General features: G+C 67.3%; 17 protein-coding genes. 13 read left to right on the top strand and 4 right to left on the bottom strand.

The window, feature by feature from the left end:
• The first annotated feature begins 149 nt into the window (after positions 1-149).
• The 9 genes from AC0QTQ_RS09850 (at position 150) to AC0QTQ_RS09810 (ending at position 10,852) form a co-directional block, all read left to right on the top strand.
• Positions 150-1,244, top strand: a complete 1,095-nt coding sequence (locus tag AC0QTQ_RS09850) for a Hint domain-containing protein (RefSeq protein WP_480256422.1) — start codon at positions 150-152, stop codon at positions 1,242-1,244.
• Positions 1,245-1,393: 149 nt separating this feature from the next.
• A complete protein-coding gene (locus AC0QTQ_RS09845) occupies positions 1,394-2,152 on the top strand; it encodes a Hint domain-containing protein (RefSeq protein ID WP_480256421.1) in 759 nt (252 codons plus the stop codon).
• Between the two features lie 128 nt (positions 2,153-2,280).
• Entirely contained in the window at positions 2,281-4,524 is a 2,244-nt protein-coding gene (locus AC0QTQ_RS09840) for a Hint domain-containing protein (RefSeq protein WP_480256420.1), read from the top strand.
• Positions 4,525-4,675: 151 nt separating this feature from the next.
• The gene (locus AC0QTQ_RS09835; protein ID WP_480256419.1) at positions 4,676-5,695 is read left to right on the top strand and encodes a BMP family protein; all 1,020 of its coding nucleotides are present in this window, start codon (positions 4,676-4,678) and stop codon (positions 5,693-5,695) included.
• The gene (locus tag AC0QTQ_RS09830; RefSeq protein WP_480256418.1) at positions 5,692-7,224 is read left to right on the top strand and encodes an ABC transporter ATP-binding protein; all 1,533 of its coding nucleotides are present in this window, start codon (positions 5,692-5,694) and stop codon (positions 7,222-7,224) included. The genes AC0QTQ_RS09835 and AC0QTQ_RS09830 overlap by 4 nt, the downstream gene beginning before the upstream one ends.
• On the top strand, positions 7,214-8,260 hold the full coding sequence (locus AC0QTQ_RS09825; RefSeq protein WP_480256417.1) for an ABC transporter permease: 1,047 nt from the start codon (positions 7,214-7,216) through the stop codon (positions 8,258-8,260). The genes AC0QTQ_RS09830 and AC0QTQ_RS09825 overlap by 11 nt, the downstream gene beginning before the upstream one ends.
• Positions 8,257-9,204, top strand: coding sequence for an ABC transporter permease (locus tag AC0QTQ_RS09820; RefSeq protein ID WP_480256416.1), 948 nt, complete (start codon positions 8,257-8,259; stop codon positions 9,202-9,204). The genes AC0QTQ_RS09825 and AC0QTQ_RS09820 overlap by 4 nt, the downstream gene beginning before the upstream one ends.
• Positions 9,201-10,496 (top strand): amidohydrolase family protein, encoded by a 1,296-nt coding sequence (locus AC0QTQ_RS09815; protein WP_480256415.1) that lies wholly within the window; start codon positions 9,201-9,203, stop codon positions 10,494-10,496. Before AC0QTQ_RS09820 ends, AC0QTQ_RS09815 begins: the two co-directional genes overlap by 4 nt.
• 107 nt (positions 10,497-10,603) lie before the next feature.
• Complete coding sequence (locus AC0QTQ_RS09810) at positions 10,604-10,852, top strand: hypothetical protein (protein ID WP_121532392.1); 249 nt, start codon at positions 10,604-10,606, stop codon at positions 10,850-10,852.
• A gap of 146 nt (positions 10,853-10,998) precedes the next feature.
• Here AC0QTQ_RS09810 and AC0QTQ_RS09805 read toward each other — a convergent pair whose 3' ends face one another.
• Complete coding sequence (locus AC0QTQ_RS09805; RefSeq protein ID WP_480256414.1) at positions 10,999-11,196, bottom strand: DUF1127 domain-containing protein; 198 nt, start codon at positions 11,194-11,196, stop codon at positions 10,999-11,001.
• 89 nt (positions 11,197-11,285) lie between these two features.
• Between AC0QTQ_RS09805 and AC0QTQ_RS09800 the strand changes: the two genes are divergently transcribed.
• The 4 genes from AC0QTQ_RS09800 (at position 11,286) to AC0QTQ_RS09785 (ending at position 15,706) form a co-directional block, all read left to right on the top strand.
• On the top strand, positions 11,286-12,698 hold the full coding sequence (locus tag AC0QTQ_RS09800) for an aminotransferase-like domain-containing protein (RefSeq protein WP_480256413.1): 1,413 nt from the start codon (positions 11,286-11,288) through the stop codon (positions 12,696-12,698).
• 202 nt (positions 12,699-12,900) lie between these two features.
• A complete protein-coding gene (locus AC0QTQ_RS09795) occupies positions 12,901-13,782 on the top strand; it encodes an ABC transporter permease (protein ID WP_121532386.1) in 882 nt (293 codons plus the stop codon).
• The gene (locus tag AC0QTQ_RS09790; protein ID WP_480256412.1) at positions 13,779-14,585 is read left to right on the top strand and encodes an ABC transporter permease; all 807 of its coding nucleotides are present in this window, start codon (positions 13,779-13,781) and stop codon (positions 14,583-14,585) included. Before AC0QTQ_RS09795 ends, AC0QTQ_RS09790 begins: the two co-directional genes overlap by 4 nt.
• Positions 14,586-14,629: 44 nt before the next feature.
• Positions 14,630-15,706, top strand: coding sequence for an ABC transporter ATP-binding protein (locus tag AC0QTQ_RS09785; RefSeq protein ID WP_480259216.1), 1,077 nt, complete (start codon positions 14,630-14,632; stop codon positions 15,704-15,706).
• Positions 15,707-15,879: 173 nt separating this feature from the next.
• On the opposite strand, the gene typA is transcribed toward AC0QTQ_RS09785, so the two are convergent.
• The 3 genes from typA to AC0QTQ_RS09770 form a co-directional block, all read right to left on the bottom strand.
• A complete protein-coding gene (gene typA, locus AC0QTQ_RS09780; protein ID WP_480256411.1) occupies positions 15,880-17,700 on the bottom strand; it encodes a translational GTPase TypA in 1,821 nt (606 codons plus the stop codon).
• Positions 17,701-17,761: 61 nt separating this feature from the next.
• On the bottom strand, positions 17,762-18,094 hold the full coding sequence (locus AC0QTQ_RS09775; protein WP_121532380.1) for a DMT family transporter: 333 nt from the start codon (positions 18,092-18,094) through the stop codon (positions 17,762-17,764).
• Between the two features lie 19 nt (positions 18,095-18,113).
• Positions 18,114-18,728 carry a YitT family protein gene (locus AC0QTQ_RS09770; RefSeq protein ID WP_121532378.1) on the bottom strand — a complete coding sequence of 205 codons (615 nt, stop codon included), beginning with the start codon at positions 18,726-18,728 and terminating at the stop codon, positions 18,114-18,116.
• Between the last annotated feature and the right edge of the window lie 65 nt (positions 18,729-18,793).

The raw sequence follows: 18,793 nt of genomic DNA, 5'->3' as shown, positions 1-18,793 counted from the left end.
TAACCAATCGCACGCATAATCGCATTTCAGAGCGCCAGGCGGCTTCTCTGCGACCGCAAAATGCCTTAATGTTTCCTTAATTCGAGCATCGCGGGCCAGAGCAGTGAGCACCGTGAGCCGCCCTTCAGCGATCAATTTCGAGGATGCTCATGGCCTGGATTCCGGGAAGTAATGGTGACGACTCGCTCGTCGGAACCAACAGCGCAGATTACATCTCCGGTGGAAACGGCGACGACACCATCGTCGGCAAGGCCGGCAATGACACCATTTACGGCGGCAATGGCGACGACCTGATCTATGCCGGTGACGGCTATGACAAGGTCTATGGCGGCGATGGCAACGACACCATCTATGGCGGCGGCGACAATGATGTGCTGGACGGCGGCGACGATGCCGACGTGTTCATCGTCAACCTCTCGTCCACCCCGGATTCCTGCGGCGGCACGCTCAACACCACGGTGAACGGCGACAGCTGCGGCAACGATTATGACACGCTCGACTTCTCGGCGCTGCTGCAGCAGGGCTTCGAGATCAAGAACTTCGTCAAGAACCCGGAAAACAACGGCCAGCCCGGTTTCAACGGCCAGATCCAGCTTTTCAATCCGACCACCGGCGACTGGGCGAACATCAACTACTGCGACATCGAGAAATTCGTGCCCTGCTTCACGCCCGGCGCGATGATCGCCACCCCCACCGGCGAGAAGCCGGTCGAGAGCCTGCGGGCGGGCGACAAGGTGCTGACCCGCGACAACGGCATCCAGGAGATCCGCTGGACCGGCCGGCGCGACCTCTCGGCGGCCGAGCTGGCCGTCTCGCCGAACCTGCGCCCGGTGCTGATCCGCGCCGGCGCGCTTGGCCGCGGCCTGCCCGAGCGGGACATGATGGTCTCGCCCAACCACCGCATGCTGGTGGCGAACGAGCGCACCTCGCTCTACTTCGAGGAACACGAGGTCCTGGTCGCGGCCAAGCACCTCGTCGACAACATCGGCGTGAAGGCGATCGAGACGCTGGGCACCAGCTACATCCACTTCATGTTCGACCGCCACGAGGTGGTGCTGGCCGACGGCACCTGGACCGAGAGCTTCCAGCCCGGCGACCAGACCCTTGACAGCATGGGCCGCGAGCAGCGCGCCGAGATCTTCACGCTGTTCCCGGAACTGCGGGAAAAGACCGGCCGCCAGGGCTATATCGCAGCGCGCAAGACGCTGAAGCGCCACGAGGCGGCGATGCTGCGCCGCGCCTGAGGCGTTTCGCAGATCGAAACGGACAGTTGAACGGTCAGACCGCCCGGCACGCCATGGTTGACATGGCGCCGGGCGTTTTTCTTGGTTAACGTCAATTCAAGGGGGTCTAGCCCGCCGGCCCCGGCGGTGGGATGAAGAGGACAGCAGAGATGCAACCTGATCCGGAGTCTTTCGACCTAGCGCGGTGTCTCTCCGCCTTCTCCGGTCATGTGTCGGCCGGCAGCGCGCTGCCGGCCGAGGTGAGGCTCTCCTTCTCCGGCTTCGAGAGCCGGGAAGGGGAGATCACCGCGGTTTCAGACGAGGGGCAGGTGATCTTCGCCGGCCCCTTCTCCACCTTCCTCGGCGCCATCCCCTGCTTCACCGCCGACAGCCTCGTGGCCACCGCCGAGGGGCCGTGCCCGGTGGCCGAGCTGGTTCCCGGCATGCGACTGGTGACGCGCGACAACGGGCTGCAGAGCCTGCGCTGGATCGGCCGGCGCAGCTTCGGCTGGCGCGCGCTCGGCCTCAACCCGTTGCTGCGCCCGGTGCGGATCGCGGCCGGCGCGCTTGGCGGCGAACAGCCCGAACGCGCGATCACCGTCTCGCCCAATCACCGCTTTCTCACCCGTCTGCCGGGCGAGGGCGAAAGCGGCGAGCGACTGACGATGGCGCGCGATCTGGTGGGGCTCGCCGGGGTGACGGTGCCGCCCTGCACAGAGGTCACCTATTTCCAGCTTCTGCTCGATCGCCATCAGCTGGTGCATGTCGATGGCTGCTGGTCGGAAAGCTTCCGCCCGACGGCGCTGTCGCTGGCCGCACTCGGCCACGGGGCGGTCGCGACGCTCGCGGCGGAGCTCTCCGCCGAGGAGCGCGCCAGTGCCGCATGCCCGGTCCGGCCGTTGGCCGAGGTGGCGACGCCCGGCCTCTGACCCGGCCATCTTTCGGTCACAAAGCCAGCCCGGAATTGCCCCACCCATGACGTGCTGGCGCCATGACGTCCCCCGATCATGCCCTCGGGAAACCGCGTTCTGCGCGGTCTTGAGATCGTGGGGCGAGTATGGGCACGTACAACGGCGACAACAACAACAACACCCTCAACGGGTCGATCTCGGCCGATACGATCAACGGCAATGGTGGCAACGACACCATCTACGGCAACAACGGCAACGACCTGATCCACGGCGGCACCGGCAATGACGTCATCGATGGCGGGGCGGGCAACGACACGATCTATGGCGATGCGGACAACGACTCGATTCTGGGCGGCACCGGCAACGACCTGATCTATGGCGGCGACGGCAACGACACGATCGAGGGCGGCGCGGGCGACGACACCATCTATGCCGGCGCAGGCAATGACGTCTGGCTGCCGGGCGACACGCAATCGGGCTCCGACGCGGTCTATCTCGAGGATGGCGACGATTACGCCACCATCGGCTGGTTCACCTCGGGCACGCCCGACACGATCGACGGCGGCACCGGCAACGACACGCTTTCGCTCAGCGCGCCGAACAGCGACACGGTCAATTTCGGCATCACGCTGAATGACGACGGCAGCGCCACCACGATCAGTTTCGGCACCGTCGTCAAGAATTTCGAGAACGTCATCGGCAACAGCGGCGCCAACGCCATCACCGGCAACTCGGCGGCGAACCTGCTCGACGGCGGGGCGGGCAACGACACGCTCTCGGGCATGGCCGGCAATGACACGCTGATCGGCGGCGCAGGCGAGGATTCGATCGACGGCGGCACCGGCGACGATTCGATGACCGGCGACGGCGGCAACGACACCATGTCGGGCGGCGACGGCAATGACACGATGTGGGGCGGCGACGGCGCGGATTCGATGTCGGGCGGCGCGGGCGACGATCTGATGTCGGGCGATGCCGGCAACGACACCATGTCGGGCGGCGACGGCAACGACACCCTCAGCGGCGGCACGGGCGCCGACCTGATCTCGGGCGATGACGGCAACGACAGCCTCGATGGCGGCGCCGACAACGACACGCTGCAGGGCGGAACCGGCGACGACACGCTGCACGGTGGCGCAGGGGCCGACGTGCTTTCCGGCGGCTCCGGCATGGACTATGCCGATTACTCGGATTCCGGCGCCGGGGTGAACGTCAACCTTGCCACCGGCACCGGCCAGGGCGGCGACGCGGCGGGCGATCAGCTCTCGGGCATCGACGGCATCTACGGCTCGGCCTACAACGACACGCTGATCGGCTATGACGGGTCAAGCACGACCCCCGGCGATACCTACACCAACGTCTTCTACGGCGGCGCGGGCAACGATTACATCGATGGCGCAGGGGGCGATGACTCGCTTTACGGCGGCACCGGCAACGACACGATCTATGGCGGCACCGGCAACGATTACATCGACGGCGGCGACGGCAATGACGTGCTCTATGGCGGCGACGGCGAAGACACGATCTATGGCGGCGCGGGCAATGACTACATCGTCGGCGGCGATGGCGGCGACCTCTATGACGGCGGCACCGGCAGCGACACGATCGTGGTCGATTACGGTGACACCGCGATCATCAACGGCGAGGAGGACGCGGACGGCACCGACCAGGACACGCTGATCCTGAACGGCCGTGCCCGGGTGATCTATGACCCGAACGACCCCACCGGCGAAAGCGGCACCATCCGCTGGGCGAACGGCACCACCACCACCTTCTCGAACATCGAGCATGTGCAGGTCGTGCCCTGCTTCACCCCCGGCACGATGATCGAGACGAACGAGGGCCCGGTCGCGGTCGAGGAGCTGACCGAGGGGATGCGCGTGCTGACCCGCGACAACGGCTATCAGACGATCCGCTGGATCGGCCGGCGCGATCTCGGCCCGGTCGAGCTGCTGCTGCGCCCGCAGCTGCAGCCGGTGCGCATCCGCCGCGACGCGCTCGGCCCCTCGATGCCCGAGGCGGACATGATCGTTTCGCCGCAGCACCGGATGCTGCTGACCGGCCCGCGCGCCGAGCTGCTGTTCGGCGAGGGCGAGGTGCTGGCCGCGGCGCTGCACATGGTGGGCATGCCGGGGATCGAGCGGCTCGAGGTCGAGAAGGTCAGCTATCTGCACCTGCTGTTCGACTGCCACGAGATCATCCTGGCGAACGGCGCCTGGACCGAAAGCTTCCAGCCCGGCGACCTGTCGCTGGGCAGCATGGATGCGCCGCAGCGCGACGAGCTGTTCACCCTTTTCCCCGAGCTGCGCACACAGGTCGAAACCGGGGACTGGGCGGCGGCGCGGCTGTCGCTCAAGCGCCACGAGGTGCGGGTGCTGATGGCAGCCTGAGCAGGGCCTGCCCAAAACCCGGGCGGTCGCGCCCGGGAAACAGGCGCCTGCCCGGCGCCCCACCTTCCTTCCCCCGAACGGACCGGGCTTCGCTTGCGCGAATCCCGCCCGCCTTTACCGTCTGGTCAAACACCAGACATGGGGGACAGGAATGAAACCGACGACCGCGACGCTCACCCTTTCGCGCCGCCACCTGCTTGCCGCCTCGGGCGCGGTGCTGGCCACGGCCGTTCTGCCCGGCCGGCTGCGCGCCGCCGCGCCGGTGAAGGTCGCCGGCGTCTACACCGTCCCGGTCGAGCAGCAATGGGTCAGCCGCATCCACAAGGCCGCGATGGCGGCGAAGGACGCGGGGCTGATCGACTACAGCTGGTCCGAGAACACCGCGAACACCGACTATCCGCGGGTGATGCGCGAATATGCCGAGGGCGGCGCAAAGCTGATCGTCGGCGAGATCTTCGGCGTCGAGCAGGAGGCGCGCGAGGTCTGTGCCGATTATCCCGACACTGCCTTCCTGCTCGGCTCCTCCTTCCCGCCGAGCGACGAGGTGCCGAACCTCGGCGTCTTCGACAATTACATCCAGGACGCCTCCTATCTGAGCGGCATCATCGCCGGGGCAATGACCAAGACCGGCAAGATCGGCATGGTCGGCGGCTTCCCGATCCCCGAGGTGAACCGGCTGATGAACGCCTTCATGGCCGGCGTGAAGGAAACCCGCCCCGATGCGACCTTCATGGTCAGCTTCATCGGCTCGTGGTTCGACCCGCCGAAGGCGAAGGAGACTGCCTTCGCGATGATCGAGGGCGGCGCCGACCTGCTCTATGCGGAACGCTTCGGCGTGTCGGATGCGGCGAAGGAAAAGGGCGTTCTGGCGATCGGCAATGTCATCGACACACAGGCCGATTACCCGGACACCGTCGTCGCCTCGGCGCTGTGGAACTTCCAGCCCACCTTCGACGCCGCGCTGAAGGCGGTGACCGCGGGCAGCTTTGCCGCCGCCGATTACGGCGTCTATTCGACGATGCTCCACGGCGGCTGCAGCCTTGCGCCGCTCGGCACCTTCGAGGGCAAGGTGCCCGCCGCGGCGATGACGCTGGTGGCCGAGAAGGAGGCCGCGATCAAGGCCGGCAGCTTCACCGTGACCGTCGACGACAGCGAGCCCAAGGCATCGTGACCCGGACAGGCACGGCGCGGGAGATCGTCCTGCGCCTTGACGGCATCACCAAGCGCTTCGGAGCGCTCACCGCGAATGACGCGGTGAGCCTGAGCCTCGCGCGCGGCGAGGTGGTGGCACTGCTCGGCGAGAACGGCGCGGGCAAGACCACGCTGATGAACATCCTCTTCGGCCATTACACGGCGGATGCCGGCACGGTCGAGGTGATGGGGCAGGTGCTGCCCCCCGGCACCCCGCGCGCGGCGATCGCGGCGGGGGTGGGCATGGTGCATCAGCATTTCACCTTGGCCGACAATCTTTCCGTGCTCGACAACATCCTTCTGGGCACCCGGCCGCTGTGGTCGCTGCGGCTGAACCGGGCGGCGGCGCGGGCCCGGGTGCGGGCACTCGCGCAGGATTTCGGGCTGAAGGTCGACCCCGAGGCGCGCACCGGCGCGCTTTCGGTGGGCGAGCGTCAGCGCGTCGAGATCCTGAAGGCGCTCTACCGCGAGGCGCAGGTGCTGATCCTTGACGAACCGACGGCGGTGCTGACCCCGCAGGAGAGCGAGGCGCTCTTTGCCACGCTGCGGCGGGCGACGGCGCGGGGGCTGTCGGTGATCTTCATCTCGCACAAGCTGCACGAGGTGATGGCGGCGGCCGACCGGGTCGTGGTGCTGCGCCACTGCAAGGTGGTGGGCGAGGTCGCGACCGCCGACACCAGCCCCGCGGCGCTCGCCGCGATGATGGTGGGGGCCGAGGTCGCACTGCCGCGGGTGGCGGCGGGCGTGCCGGGGCCGGTGCTGCTGCGGCTTGACGATGTCACGACGCCCGACGAGGGCGCGCGGCCGGGGCTGAAACAGGTCAGCCTCGATCTGCGCGCGGGGCAGATCACCGGGCTTGCCGGCGTGTCGGGCAATGGGCAGGCGGCGCTGGCCGATCTGCTGTCGGGGCTGATCGTTCCGGCCTCGGGGCGGCTCATCCTGTCGGACGAGGCGACGGCCGACTGGAGCCCGCGCGCGGCGCTGGCCGCGGGCATCGGCCGCATCCCCGAGGACCGGCACCGGACCGGCACCATCGCCGATTTCACCCTGACCGAGAACGCGATCCTCGAGACCTATCCTCAGCTCACCCGCGCCGGGCTTCTCGACCACCGCACGGCGCGGCGCTTCACCGAGGAGCTGATCGCCGATTACGACGTACGCTGCCCGGGGCCGGAGGCGCGGATCCGGCTGCTGTCGGGCGGCAACATGCAGAAACTGATCCTTGGCCGGGTGCTCGAGGCGCGGCCGAGGATCATCCTCGCGAACCAGCCGGTGCGCGGGCTTGATATCGGCGCGGTGGCCTATGTCCATTCCCGCCTGATCGCCGCGCGCGATGCCGGGGCGGCGGTCCTGCTCATTTCCGAGGATCTGGATGAAATCATGGGTTTGTCGGACGTGGTTCAGGTGATTTCCGAAGGTCGGCTGTCGCCCGGTTTCGCCCGCGGCACGATGGGCGCGGCCGAGCTTGGACAGTGGATGGCGGGCGCGGGGTTCGATCATGCGGCTTGAGCCCGTCGCCAATCCGGGCCTGCTGCGCCGCCTCGGCCTGCCCGCCGCGGCGCTGGTCGCGACGGTCGTCACCGGCTCGCTGCTGGCGCTCTCGGCCGGGGCCGATCCGCTCGCCACGCTCGGGCTGATCGTGACGGGCGCCGTCGGCTCGAAATTCGCGGCCCTCGAAACCCTGAACCGGGCGACGCCCCTGATCTTCACCGGCCTTGCCGTGGCCGTCGCCTTCCGCGCGAAGCTGTGGAACATCGGCGCCGAGGCGCAGCTTTATGCGGGCGCGCTGGTCACCGCGGTGCTTGGCGCGCATCCGATCGTGACCGGCTTTCCGGGCATGGCGCTGATCGGGCTTGCCGCGGCGCTTGCCGGGGCGCTGGTGCTGCTCGGCCCGGTGCTGCTCAAGACCCGGCTCGGTGTCGACGAGGTCGTCACCACACTCCTTCTGAACTTCGTGCTGCTGCTCGTCGTGTCGATGCTGCTCGAGGGCGTGCTGAAGGACCCGATGGGGATGGGTTGGCCGAAATCGGCGCCGGTCGCGAAATCCGTGCGCCTGCCGCGGCTGATCGAGGGGCTGCGGCTGCACTGGGGCTTTGGCCTGGCGCTGATCGCGGCGGGGCTGGTGTGGCTGATGCAGGCGCGGATGCGGCTTGGCTACGAGATCCGGGCGGTGGGGCTGAACCGGGCCGCCGCGCGCTTTGCCGGCGTGCCGGTGGGCGCCGTGCTGGTCAAGACGGCGCTGATCTCGGGCGGGCTTGCGGCACTTGCGGGCTTTTCCGAGGTTGCCGGGCTCAAGGGCACGCTGACCCTCGATCTCAGCCCGGGCTTTGGCTACACCGGCGTCATCGTCGCGATGCTGGCCGCCCTGCATCCGGGTGGCGTGGTGGTCGCGGCGCTCTTCGTCGCCGGGGTCTTCGTCGGCTCGGATGCGATGAGCCGCGCCGCCGGCGTGCCGAGCTATATCGCCGATCTGCTGCTGGCCTCGGCGCTGCTTTACATGGTGCTGGCGATGCAGCTGGTGCGCTATCGGGTGGTGTGGCGATGACTGACCTTCTCGACATCTTCCTTTCGGCAAGCTTCTGGGTGGCGCTGGTGCGCATCGCCTCGCCGCTGATCTTCGCGACGATGGGCGAGCTCATCTGCGAGCGCGCCGGGGTGCTGAACCTCGGCATCGAGGGGATCATGGTCTTCGGCGCCTTCGCCGGCTGGCTGACCGTCTATCTGGGCGGCGGGCTGTGGCTGGGCGTGGGCGTCGCGATGCTCGCCGGCATGGCCTTCGGCCTGCTCCATGGCGTGCTGACCGTGCCCTTCGGCCTCAGCCAGCATGTCGTCGGTCTCGGCATCACGCTGCTGGCGACGGCGGCGGCCTATTTCGCCTATCGCCTCGTGCTGCCCGAGGTCACGAGCCCGCCCAAGATCACTCCCTTCGCACCCTGGCCCATCCCGGGGCTGGCCGCGATCCCGCTGATCGGCGAGGGGTTCTTTGCGCAGACGCCGCTGACCTATGCGGGCTTTGTCGTGGCGGGGCTGACGGCACTCGTCCTTTTCCGCACGCCGCTCGGCCTTGCCCTGCGCGCGGCGGGCGAGAACCCGGCCGCGGTCGAGGCGCAGGGCCTTTCCGTCACCGCGCTGCGCATCGGCGCGGTTGCGGTCGGATCGGGACTGATGGCCGTGGGCGGCGCCTTCCTGACGCTTTCGGCCTTTTCCTCCTTCTTCTTCGAGATGGTGAACGGCCGCGGCTGGATCTGCATCGCGCTGGTCGTCTTCGGCGGCTGGAAGCCGGGCAAGGCGGTGCTGGGCGCGCTGCTGTTCGCCGCCTTCGATGCCGGCCAGATCCGGTTGCAACAGACCGCACTTGGCGCCACGCTGCCCTATCAGGTGTTCCTGATGGCGCCCTATCTTCTGTCGATCCTCGCGCTCGTCGTCATGTCGCGCCGCGCGAGCGTGCCGGCGGCGCTGATGGTGCCGTTCAATAAGGGGGAAAGATGAGCTTCGACATCCTGGTGAAGGGGGGCGTGCTGCCCGACGGGCGACAGGCGGATATCGGCATCAAGGGCCGCACCATCGCCGCCGTCGGCCGGATCGAGGCCGAGGCGGGCAGGGTGGTCGACGCCACCGGCTGCCTGGTGGCGCCGCCCTTCGTCGACCCGCATTTCCACCTCGATGCCACGCTCAGCTATGGCACGCCGCGGATCAACGCCTCGGGCACGTTGCTCGAGAGGATCTCGCTCTGGGGCGAGCTGCGCGCCGAGGCGACGGTCGACGAGATGGTCGAGCGCGCGCTTTCCTATTGTGACTGGGCGGCCTCGATGGGGCTTTTGGCGATCCGCTCGCATGTCGACACCACAGATCCCGCGCTGCGTACGGTTCAGGCGCTTCTGGACGTTCGGGAAAAGGTGAAGGACTGGCTCGACCTGCAGCTGGTTGCCTTCCCGCAGGACGGACTCTACCGCGCCCCGGGCGGGCGCGAGACCCTGATCCGCGCCCTCAACATGGGCGTCGACGTGGTCGGCGGCATCCCGCATTTCGAGCGCACGATGGCCGAGGGCGCGGCCTCGGTTCGCGACCTGTGCGAGATCGCGGCCGGGCGCGGGCTGCCGATCGACCTGCATTGCGACGAGACCGACGACCCGATGAGCCGCCACATCGAGACCCTGGCCTATGAGGTCACCCGCACCGGGCTGCAGGGCAGGGCCGTCGGCAGTCACCTGACCTCGATGCATTCGATGGACAATTACTATGTGTCCAAGCTTTTGCCGCTGATCGCCGAGGCGCGCATCGCGGCGATCCCCAATCCGCTGATCAACATCATGCTGCAGGGCCGCCACGACAGCTTCCCGAAGCGGCGCGGCCTGACCCGGGTGAAGGAAATGCTGGCGCAGGGGATCGAGGTCGGCTGGGGTCAGGATTGCGTGCTCGACCCGTGGTATTCGCTCGGCACCGCCGACATGCTCGACGTCGCCTTCATGGGGCTGCATGTGGCACAGATGTCGGCACCGGCCGAGATGGCGCGCTGCTTCGAGATGGTGACCGAGGGCAACGCCCGAATCATCGGGCTCGAGGGCTATGGCATCGCGCCCGGCTGCACCGCCTCGCTCGTCGTGCTCGATGCCGGCCACCCGGTCGAGGCGCTGCGCCTGCGCGCCGAGCGGCTGTGCGTGATCGCCAAGGGCCGCGTGGTGTCCGAACGCGCGCGCAACGACGCGCGGCTGAGCCTGCCCGGGCGCCCCGCGAGTGTCGCGCGCCGCCATGCGGCGGGGGCGCCTGTGGCGACGACGTGACGCAGGCCGCGCACGGTCCGCCCTCACGCCCCCGTGTCTTGACCCGAGTCGCGATGCGGGTGCATCACCTATGCACCGAAACAAAAAAATAATCGGGCAGCGGACAGATGCAGACAGGCTTTCACGCCCCGGACGGGGGCTTCGATTTCATTGGCATGCGCAAGCGCGAGGACGCGCTTGAAATCGTCTATGACGACGGCGTTTCGCGCCGGATGGTGTGGCGTGTGCGCGGCAAGACCTCGGAATCGCAGCTCGAGGAAGCGCTTGCCCGCGCCTCGCGCCAGCTGAAGGTGCTGCCCGCGCTCTATGCCGAACTCCGCCGCCGCTCGATCGCGATCGAGGCCGTGCTGCACTGACCCCGGCTTTCGTCGCCAAGACCCCGGCCGCGCCTCGCGCGGCCTTTCGGCGTTTGTGACATTCGGCGTGCCGGAACGCAGAAAAAAAGCCGGGTGCAAGCACCCGGCTCAGGAAGAGGGCCGACAGGGGACTGCGGCACCCGAACTCAGGCTCTCCAGAACGGGCGCTGCGCTTCGGCGCGCGCCGCTTCCCGGGAGATGCCGATGTCGCGCAGCAGATGCGCATCGAGATGCGCAAGGGCCAGACGGGTGCGGCGGGTCTCGATCCGGCGGACGACAAGACGCAGCAGGGCCACGGCCTTGAGCGAACGGAGAGACGAGCGGCGCAGCGTGAGCGACGACATGGGGAACCCTTTTCTGTATTGATACAATCCTGTGATCTCTGCTATAGGGACCATACAATAAGGGTTACAATTCGTGCCAGGGAAACATTGTGCCAGATACAAGTTGGAAACCCGACCTCTCGCAGAACGCCGGTCCGAAATATCTCTCGCTGGTCCGCGCCTTGCGCGAAGGGGTGCGGCGGGGCGACCTGCCGCCGGGATCGCGCCTGCCGACGGTGCGTGACCTGGCCTGGCGGCTGAGCGTCACGCCCGGCACGGTGGCGCGCGCCTATCAGATCGCCACGCAGGAAGGGCTGCTCGAGGCCGCGGTGGGGCGCGGCACGTTTGTATCGACACAATCTCGCCGCCTCGGCCCGACCGAACCGCTCTATCGCCAGCCGCTCACCGATTGCGACGATGACGACGGCGTCGTCGACCTGCGCTCGCCGCAGCTGCCCGATGTCGGCCAGACCGAGGCGCTGAAACAGGCGATGACCGAGGCCGCCGAGAACCTCGGCCGGCAATATCTCGAATATCCCGGGTTGCGGCGCGACCTGTTCTGCCGCGAGGCGGTGATCGAGTGGTTTTCGGGCTATACCTTCGAGCCGATGATCACCCCCGACGACCTGGTGCTGACCCATGGCGGACAGAACGGCATCAACATCGTGCTGCAATGCTGCCTGCGCGGCGACCGGCCGGTGGTGCTGTGCGAGGAGCTGGCCTATCCGGGCTTTCGCCACGCCGCGCGGCTGAACCGGGCCGAGGTGGTGCCGGTCGCGCTTGATGACGAGGGGATGGTGCCGGCGGCGCTCGATGCCGCCTGCCGGCGCTATGGCGGGCAGGTGGTCTGCGTCACGCCCGACGCGCAGAACCCCACGACCGCCCGCATGGGCGCCGAGCGCCGCGCCGCCATCGCCGAGGTCGCCCGCCGCCACGACCTGCAGATCATCGAGGACGATTGCTACACCGCGCCGGTCTCGGGCCTCGACAGCCTGCGCGCGATCGCGCCCGAGCGCACCTGGCACGTCACCTCGCTGTCGAAGACGATCTCGGCCGGCATGCGCTTCGGCATCGTCGTCGCTCCCGAGGGCATGGGCGAGGCCGGGCGGCTGACCGCACAGCACAGCTATTTCGGCCTGCCGCGGCCGGTCACCGACATCATCACCCGGCTGTTCCGCTCGGGCGATGCGATGCGGCTGCGCCGCGCCGCGCAGGAGGTGATGACGCGCCGGCTGGAGATTCTGGTCGACCGCTTCAGGGGGCAGGAGATCGGCTGGCAGCCGGGGCTGAGCTTCATCTGGCTGCGGCTGCCGCTGGGCTGGCGGGCCTCGACCTTCGCCCGCGTCGCCGAGGCCGAGGGGGTGCTGCTGCGCTCGGCCGATGAATACATCCTGCAGGACGGCGCGGCGCCGAACGCGGTGCGCATCGCGCTTGCGGGCGGCGTGCCCGAGGAACGCTTCCAGCGCGCCATCGGTCGCCTGGCGCGGCTTCTGGAGAATCCGCCGGGCGATCTGCCGATCTGATCCGGCGGCGGTAACCATGCCACGCCCGCGCATGCCATCGCGGCGCGGGCGCGGAAAACGCGCTGAAAATTCAGGCATCTGCCAAAGAGCTCTGCAACGGCAGCGGAAAACCCGGAAAGCTCCCCCTTTCCTCCGCCGGAACCTTGTGCTTTCGTGAGCCCGACGGCGCCGCTCGGACGGCGTCCCTGGGAGACGGTGGAAAATGGCGGCATCCCCCCTGAAGCGATGGGCCCGGTCCGAGGCCGTGAACGGCTATCTGATGATCAGCCCGACGCTGATCTATGCAATCCTGCTGCTGGCGGCGCCGCTCGTCACGCTCGTCGCCTATTCCTTCTTCACCGACGGCTATCTGGTGGTGATCCCGGAATTCACCACGGCGAACTATTCCCAGGCCTGGAGCGACCCGATCTTCCGCGCGATCCTGACGCGTTCGGTGATCGTCTCGGCGCTGGTGACGCTGGTCACCGTGGTGCTCGCCTTCCCGATCGCCTATTTCATCTCGTTCCACGTGCCGGCCACGAAGAAGTCGCGCTGGCTGTTCCTGATTACCATCCCGTTCTGGACCTCGTATCTGATCCGGGTGTTCCAGTGGAAGGTGATCCTGAACTACAACGGCGTCATCAACTCGATCCTGACCGGGCTCGGCATCACCGATCATCCGTTGCAGATGCTGAACTCGATCGGCGCGATCTCGATCACGCTCGCCCATGCCTATGCGCCCTTCGCGATCCTGCCGATCTTCGTCAGCCTCGAGAAGATCGACCGCTCGCTGCTCGAGGCGGGGCTCGATCTGGGCGAGAACCGGCTGATGACCTTCTGGCGCGTCACGCTGCCGCTCGCCATGCCCGGCGTGATCGGCGCGGTGATGATCGTCTTCATCCCGACCATCGGCGACTACGTCACGCCCGAACTCATCGGCGGCGGGAAACTCCCGATGGTGGCGAACGTGATCTATCAGCAGCTCCTGAAGATCGACAACAAGCCGCTCGGCTCGGCGATGGCGATCTCGGCGATGCTGGTGGTGGCGGCGGTGGCACTGCTGTTCCTGTTCCTGAACCGGCGCTTCCTGCGGGGGTCGAAATGAAGTTCTCCTCGCTCAAGGGCTATGCCTTCCTCTACCTCGTCTTCCTCTACGCGCCGATCGTGCTCCTGCCGGTCTTCGCCTTCAACTCGGGGACGATCATCGCCTTTCCGCTGAAGGGCTTCACGCTGGACTGGTTCCGCGACCTCTTCGCCAACCAGACGCTGGGCCTCGCGCTGAAGAACTCGCTGATCATCGCGGTCTCGACCTCGATCCTGTCGACGACGCTCGGCGTCTTCGCCGCGCGGGCGAGCACCCGCTTTAAGTTCCCGGGCAAACCGGGGGTGATGGGGCTGATCATGCTGCCCCTCGTGCTGCCCGAGATCATCATCGCCTCCTCGCTTCTGGTCGTGCTGCTGGCCGTCGGCATGCCGCTGTCGCTCTTCACCGTCATCCTCGGCCACACGCTGATGGCGACGCCCTATGCGATCGCGGTCTTGAACGCGGCCTTCTCCTCGCTCGATCGCTCGCTCGAGGAGGCGGCCTATGATCTCGGCGAGACGAAATGGTCGACCTTCCGGCTGATCATCCTGCCGCTTGTCACGCCCGGCATCATCTCCTCGGCGCTGATGTCCTTCACCATCTCGCTCGACGAATTCATCGTGGCCTTCTCGCTGGCGGGCAAGGAGACCACGCTGCCGATCTACATCTTCTCGCAGCTGCGCTTCCCGAAGCAGATCCCGATGATCATGGCGCTCGGCACCTGCCTTGTCGTCGCCTCGATCGTGCTTCTTGCCACTGCCGAATATTTCCGCCGCCGCGGCCTCGCGAAGACCGGCGCCAAAGATACCGGAGGTTTCCTGTGACCCAGCTCAACGCCGCCCGCGCGCCGCTCGACAGCCGCGCGAAGATGATCGAGTTCCACGAGGTCCACAAATACTACGGCGATTACCACGCGCTGCGCGGGATCTCGGCGACGATCCGCGAGGGCGAGTTCTTCTCGCTCCTCGGCCCCTCGGGCTGCGGCAAGACCACGCTCCTGCGCACCATCGCGGGGTTCGAGGACATCTCCTCGGGCGCTGTGCTGATCGACGGCAAGGACATGTCCGATGTCGCGCCGAACAAGCGCCCGACCAACATGGTGTTCCAGTCCTACGCGATCTTCCCGCATCTGACGGTGGGCGAGAACGTCGGCTTCGGCCTGCGCCGCGATCCGCGCTCGAAGGCGGAGAAGGCGAAGGCGGTGGAAGAGGCGCTCGAGATGGTGGGCCTCAAGGGCTATGGCGCGCGCGCCGCGCATGCGCTCTCGGGCGGCCAGAGGCAGCGCGTGGCGTTGGCCCGCGCGCTGATCCTGAAGCCCAAGGTGCTGCTCCTCGACGAGCCGCTCTCGGCGCTCGACAAGAAGATCCGCGAGCAGATGCAGGTCGAACTGATCAAGCTGCAGCGCGAGGTGGGCATCACCTTCGTCCTCGTCACCCATGACCAGGAAGAGGCGCTGGTGATGTCGGACCGGATCGCGGTGATGTTCGAGGGCGAGATCGCCCAGCTCGCCGACCCGGAAACCCTCTACCGCCGGCCGAACTCGCGCCGTGTCGCAGACTTCATCGGGGTGATGAACTTCCTGCCGGCGCAGATCCTCGGCGAGGCGGCGGGCCACGTCCAGCTTGACGTCGGCGGTCTCGGCCGCTTCGAGGTGACCGAGGAACAGGCCTCGGCCCGCGCCTCGGGCGCCGAGCCGGTTGTGGGCTTCCGCCCCGAGACGCTGACCATCCTCTACGAGGGCCAGCAGGCGCATGACCGCGAGGCGCCGGCGACGATCGACGAGGTCGTCTATTACGGCGACATGACCTATTACGACGTCAAGCTCGACGGTGTCGCGGCGCCGGTGCGGATCTCGATGCGCAATGTCTTCGGCCGCCCGGTGCTCGATGTCGGCACCCGCACCCGCGTCGCCTGGTCGCCGGGCGCGCTCGTGCTCTTCCGCTGAGACACAGAACAGGGGGGCGCTGCCCCCCTCTTTGGCTGTGCCAAATTCACCCCCCGGGATATTTTTGGCAATTGGAAGCCGAGCGCGGTCTTCCCTTCCAATTGCCGGAAATATCCCGGGGGGTGAATTTCATTCGGGACGAATGAAAGAGGGGGGCAGCGCCCCCCTTTTTCTTATTCCCCGGCGCGCGCCTGGCGCTTGCGCTCGTTCGGGTCGAGGAAGCGCTTGCGCAGACGCACGATCTTCGGCGTCACTTCCACCAGCTCGTCGTCGTTGATGTAGGCGATCGCCTCTTCGAGCGACATCCGCACCGGCGGGGTCAGGCGCACGGCCTCGTCCGAGCCGGAGGCGCGCATGTTGGTCAGCTTCTTCGCACGCATCGGGTTCACCTCGAGATCGTTCTCGCGCGAATGCTCGCCGATGATCATCCCGACATAGACCTGTTCCTGCGCGCCGATGAAGAGCTTGCCGCGATCTTCGAGACCCCACAGGCCGAAGGCCACCGAGACGCCCGATTCCATCGAGATCAGCACACCCTGACGACGGCCGGTGATCGTGCCCTTGTAGGGCGCCCAGCTGTGGAAGATGCGGTTCAGCACGCCGTTGCCGCGGGTGTCGGTCATGAATTCGCCCTGATAGCCGATCAGGCCGCGCGAGGGCACATGGGCGACGATGCGGGTCTTGCCGTGACCGGCCGGGCGCATCTCGACCAGGTCGCCCTTGCGGTTGCCGGTCAGCTTCTCGATCACCACGCCCGAGTATTCGTCGTCGACGTCGACGATCACTTCCTCGATCGGCTCCAGGCGCTCGCCGTTCTCTTCGCGGAAGATCACGCGCGGACGCGAGATCGACAGCTCGAAGCCCTCGCGGCGCATGTTCTCGATCAGCACGCCCATCTGGAGTTCGCCGCGGCCCGAGACCACGAAGGCTTCGCCGCCGGGGGTGTCCTCGACCTTGATCGCGACGTTGACCTCGGCTTCCTTCATCAGACGGTCACGGATGACGCGCGACTGCACCTTGGTGCCGTCCTTGCCGGCAAGCGGGCTGTCGTTGATGCCGAAGGTGACCGAGATCGTCGGCGGGTCGATCGGCTGCGAGGGCAGGGCGGTGTCGACATCGAGCGCGCAGAGCGTGTCGGCGACGGTCGCCTTCGCCATGCCGGCGACGGTGACGATGTCACCCGCCACGGCCTCGTCGATCGGCTGCTGGCTCAGGCCGCGGAAGGCGAGGATCTTGGTGCAGCGGAACTGCTCGAGCCGGTCGCCCTCGCGCGAGAGCGCCTTGAGCGCATCGCCCACCTTGAGCTTGCCGGCCTCGACGCGGCCGGTCAGCAGGCGGCCGAGGAAGGGGTCGGCCGACAGCGTGGTGGCGAGCATCTGGAAGGACTCGTCCTGCCGCGCGATCTGCTTCGGCGGCTCGACGTGTTTCACGATCAGGTCGAACAGCGCCGACAGGTCCTTGCGCGGGCCGTCGAGCTCGTTGTCCGCCCAGCCACCGATGCCCGAGGCATAGACGTGGGGGAAGTCGAGCTGCTCGTCGGTGGCGCCGAGGTTGGCGAAGAGGTCGAAGACCTCGTTCAGCGCGCGGTCGGGCTCGGCCGCCGGCTTGTCGACCTTGTTCAGCACCACGATCGGCTTCAGGCCGAGCGCGAGCGCCTTCGAGGTGACGAATTTCGTCTGCGGCATCGGGCCTTCGGCCGCGTCGACCAGCAGGCAGACGCCGTCCACCATGCTCAGGATGCGTTCGACCTCGCCGCCGAAGTCGGCGTGGCCGGGGGTGTCGACGATGTTGATGCGCGTGCCCTTCCATTCGACCGAGGTACACTTGGCCAGGATGGTGATGCCGCGTTCGCGTTCGATGTCGTTGCTGTCCATCGCCCGTTCGGCAACCGCCTGGTTCTCGCGGAAGGCCCCCGATTGCTGCAGGAGCTTGTCGACGAGAGTCGTCTTGCCGTGGTCGACGTGTGCAATGATCGCAATGTTGCGAATGTCCATGAGTTCAGCCTTGTCAGAATTTGGCCCGGCCTTAAGGCAAAAGCCGCGGCGATGCCAGCACCTAGTGCGTAGCGGCCGATGAAAACAGGTTGATGACGACGATTCCGGCGAGGATCAGCCCGATGCCGAGAATTGCGGCAAGGTCGAGCTTCTGCCCGAAGAGCAGCCAGCCCGAGCCCGCGATCAGCACCATGCCGATGCCCGACCACAGCGCATAGGTGACACCAAGCGGCAGATCGCGCAGCACCAGCGAGAAGAACCAGAAGGCGCCGGCAAAGCCCGCGATGACGCCCAGCGTCGGCCAGAGCCGGGTGAACTGGTTCGAGGCCTGAAGACAGCTCGACCCGAAGGTCTCGAAGGCGACGGCGATCAGCAGGAAGAGATAGGTTTTCAAGCGCGGGCCCCGGCAGGTGTCAGGTGACGATATACCAGTCGCGCCGATGGTTGAAGGCGATCACCACATTCAGCACCACCGCGCCCAGAAGCGACCAGGCGACCTGGTGCCAGGGCATGATGGTCAGCGCGGCGGCGAACAGGATCAGGTCATGGATGGTCTGGGTCCAGCCCGCCTTGAAGCCGAATTTGTCCTGCAAGATCACCGCGACGATCGACACCCCGCCGAGCGAGCCCGAGTGCCGGAAGAGGCCCAGAAGCCCGACCCCGGTCGAGACCCCGAAGAGCACCGCCGCCGCCGCCGGATTGATCGCCGTGATCTGCACCAGCGGCTTCAGCGCCTCGGCCATCAGCGACACGAAGGTGACGGTCATCAGGCTCTTGATGCAGAACACCATGCCCCGCGCGTAATAGGCGAAGCCGTAGAACGGGATGTTGATGACGAAGAAGATCGCGCCAAAGCTCCAGTGCGTGACATAGCTCAGGATCAGCGCAAGCCCCGCGGTGCCCCCCGTCACCAGCCCCGCCGCGCGCAGCAGGTGCAGCCCGAGCGCGGCCTGCGCCGAGGCGATCACGAGGCCCTGCAGGTCCTCGAAGAGGGTGTAGTGTTTCTCGGGGCGAAGGTCAGCATCCATGACCTAATCATCGCGCCGCACGGAAGCGCCGTCCATTCATCCTTGCGCATGGCTGCCATGCATTG

The organism is Paenirhodobacter sp. YD-8, from assembly GCF_056590935.1.
Note: the sequence above shows the minus strand (reverse complement) of the source record. Positions and strands in the feature narration are given on the sequence as shown.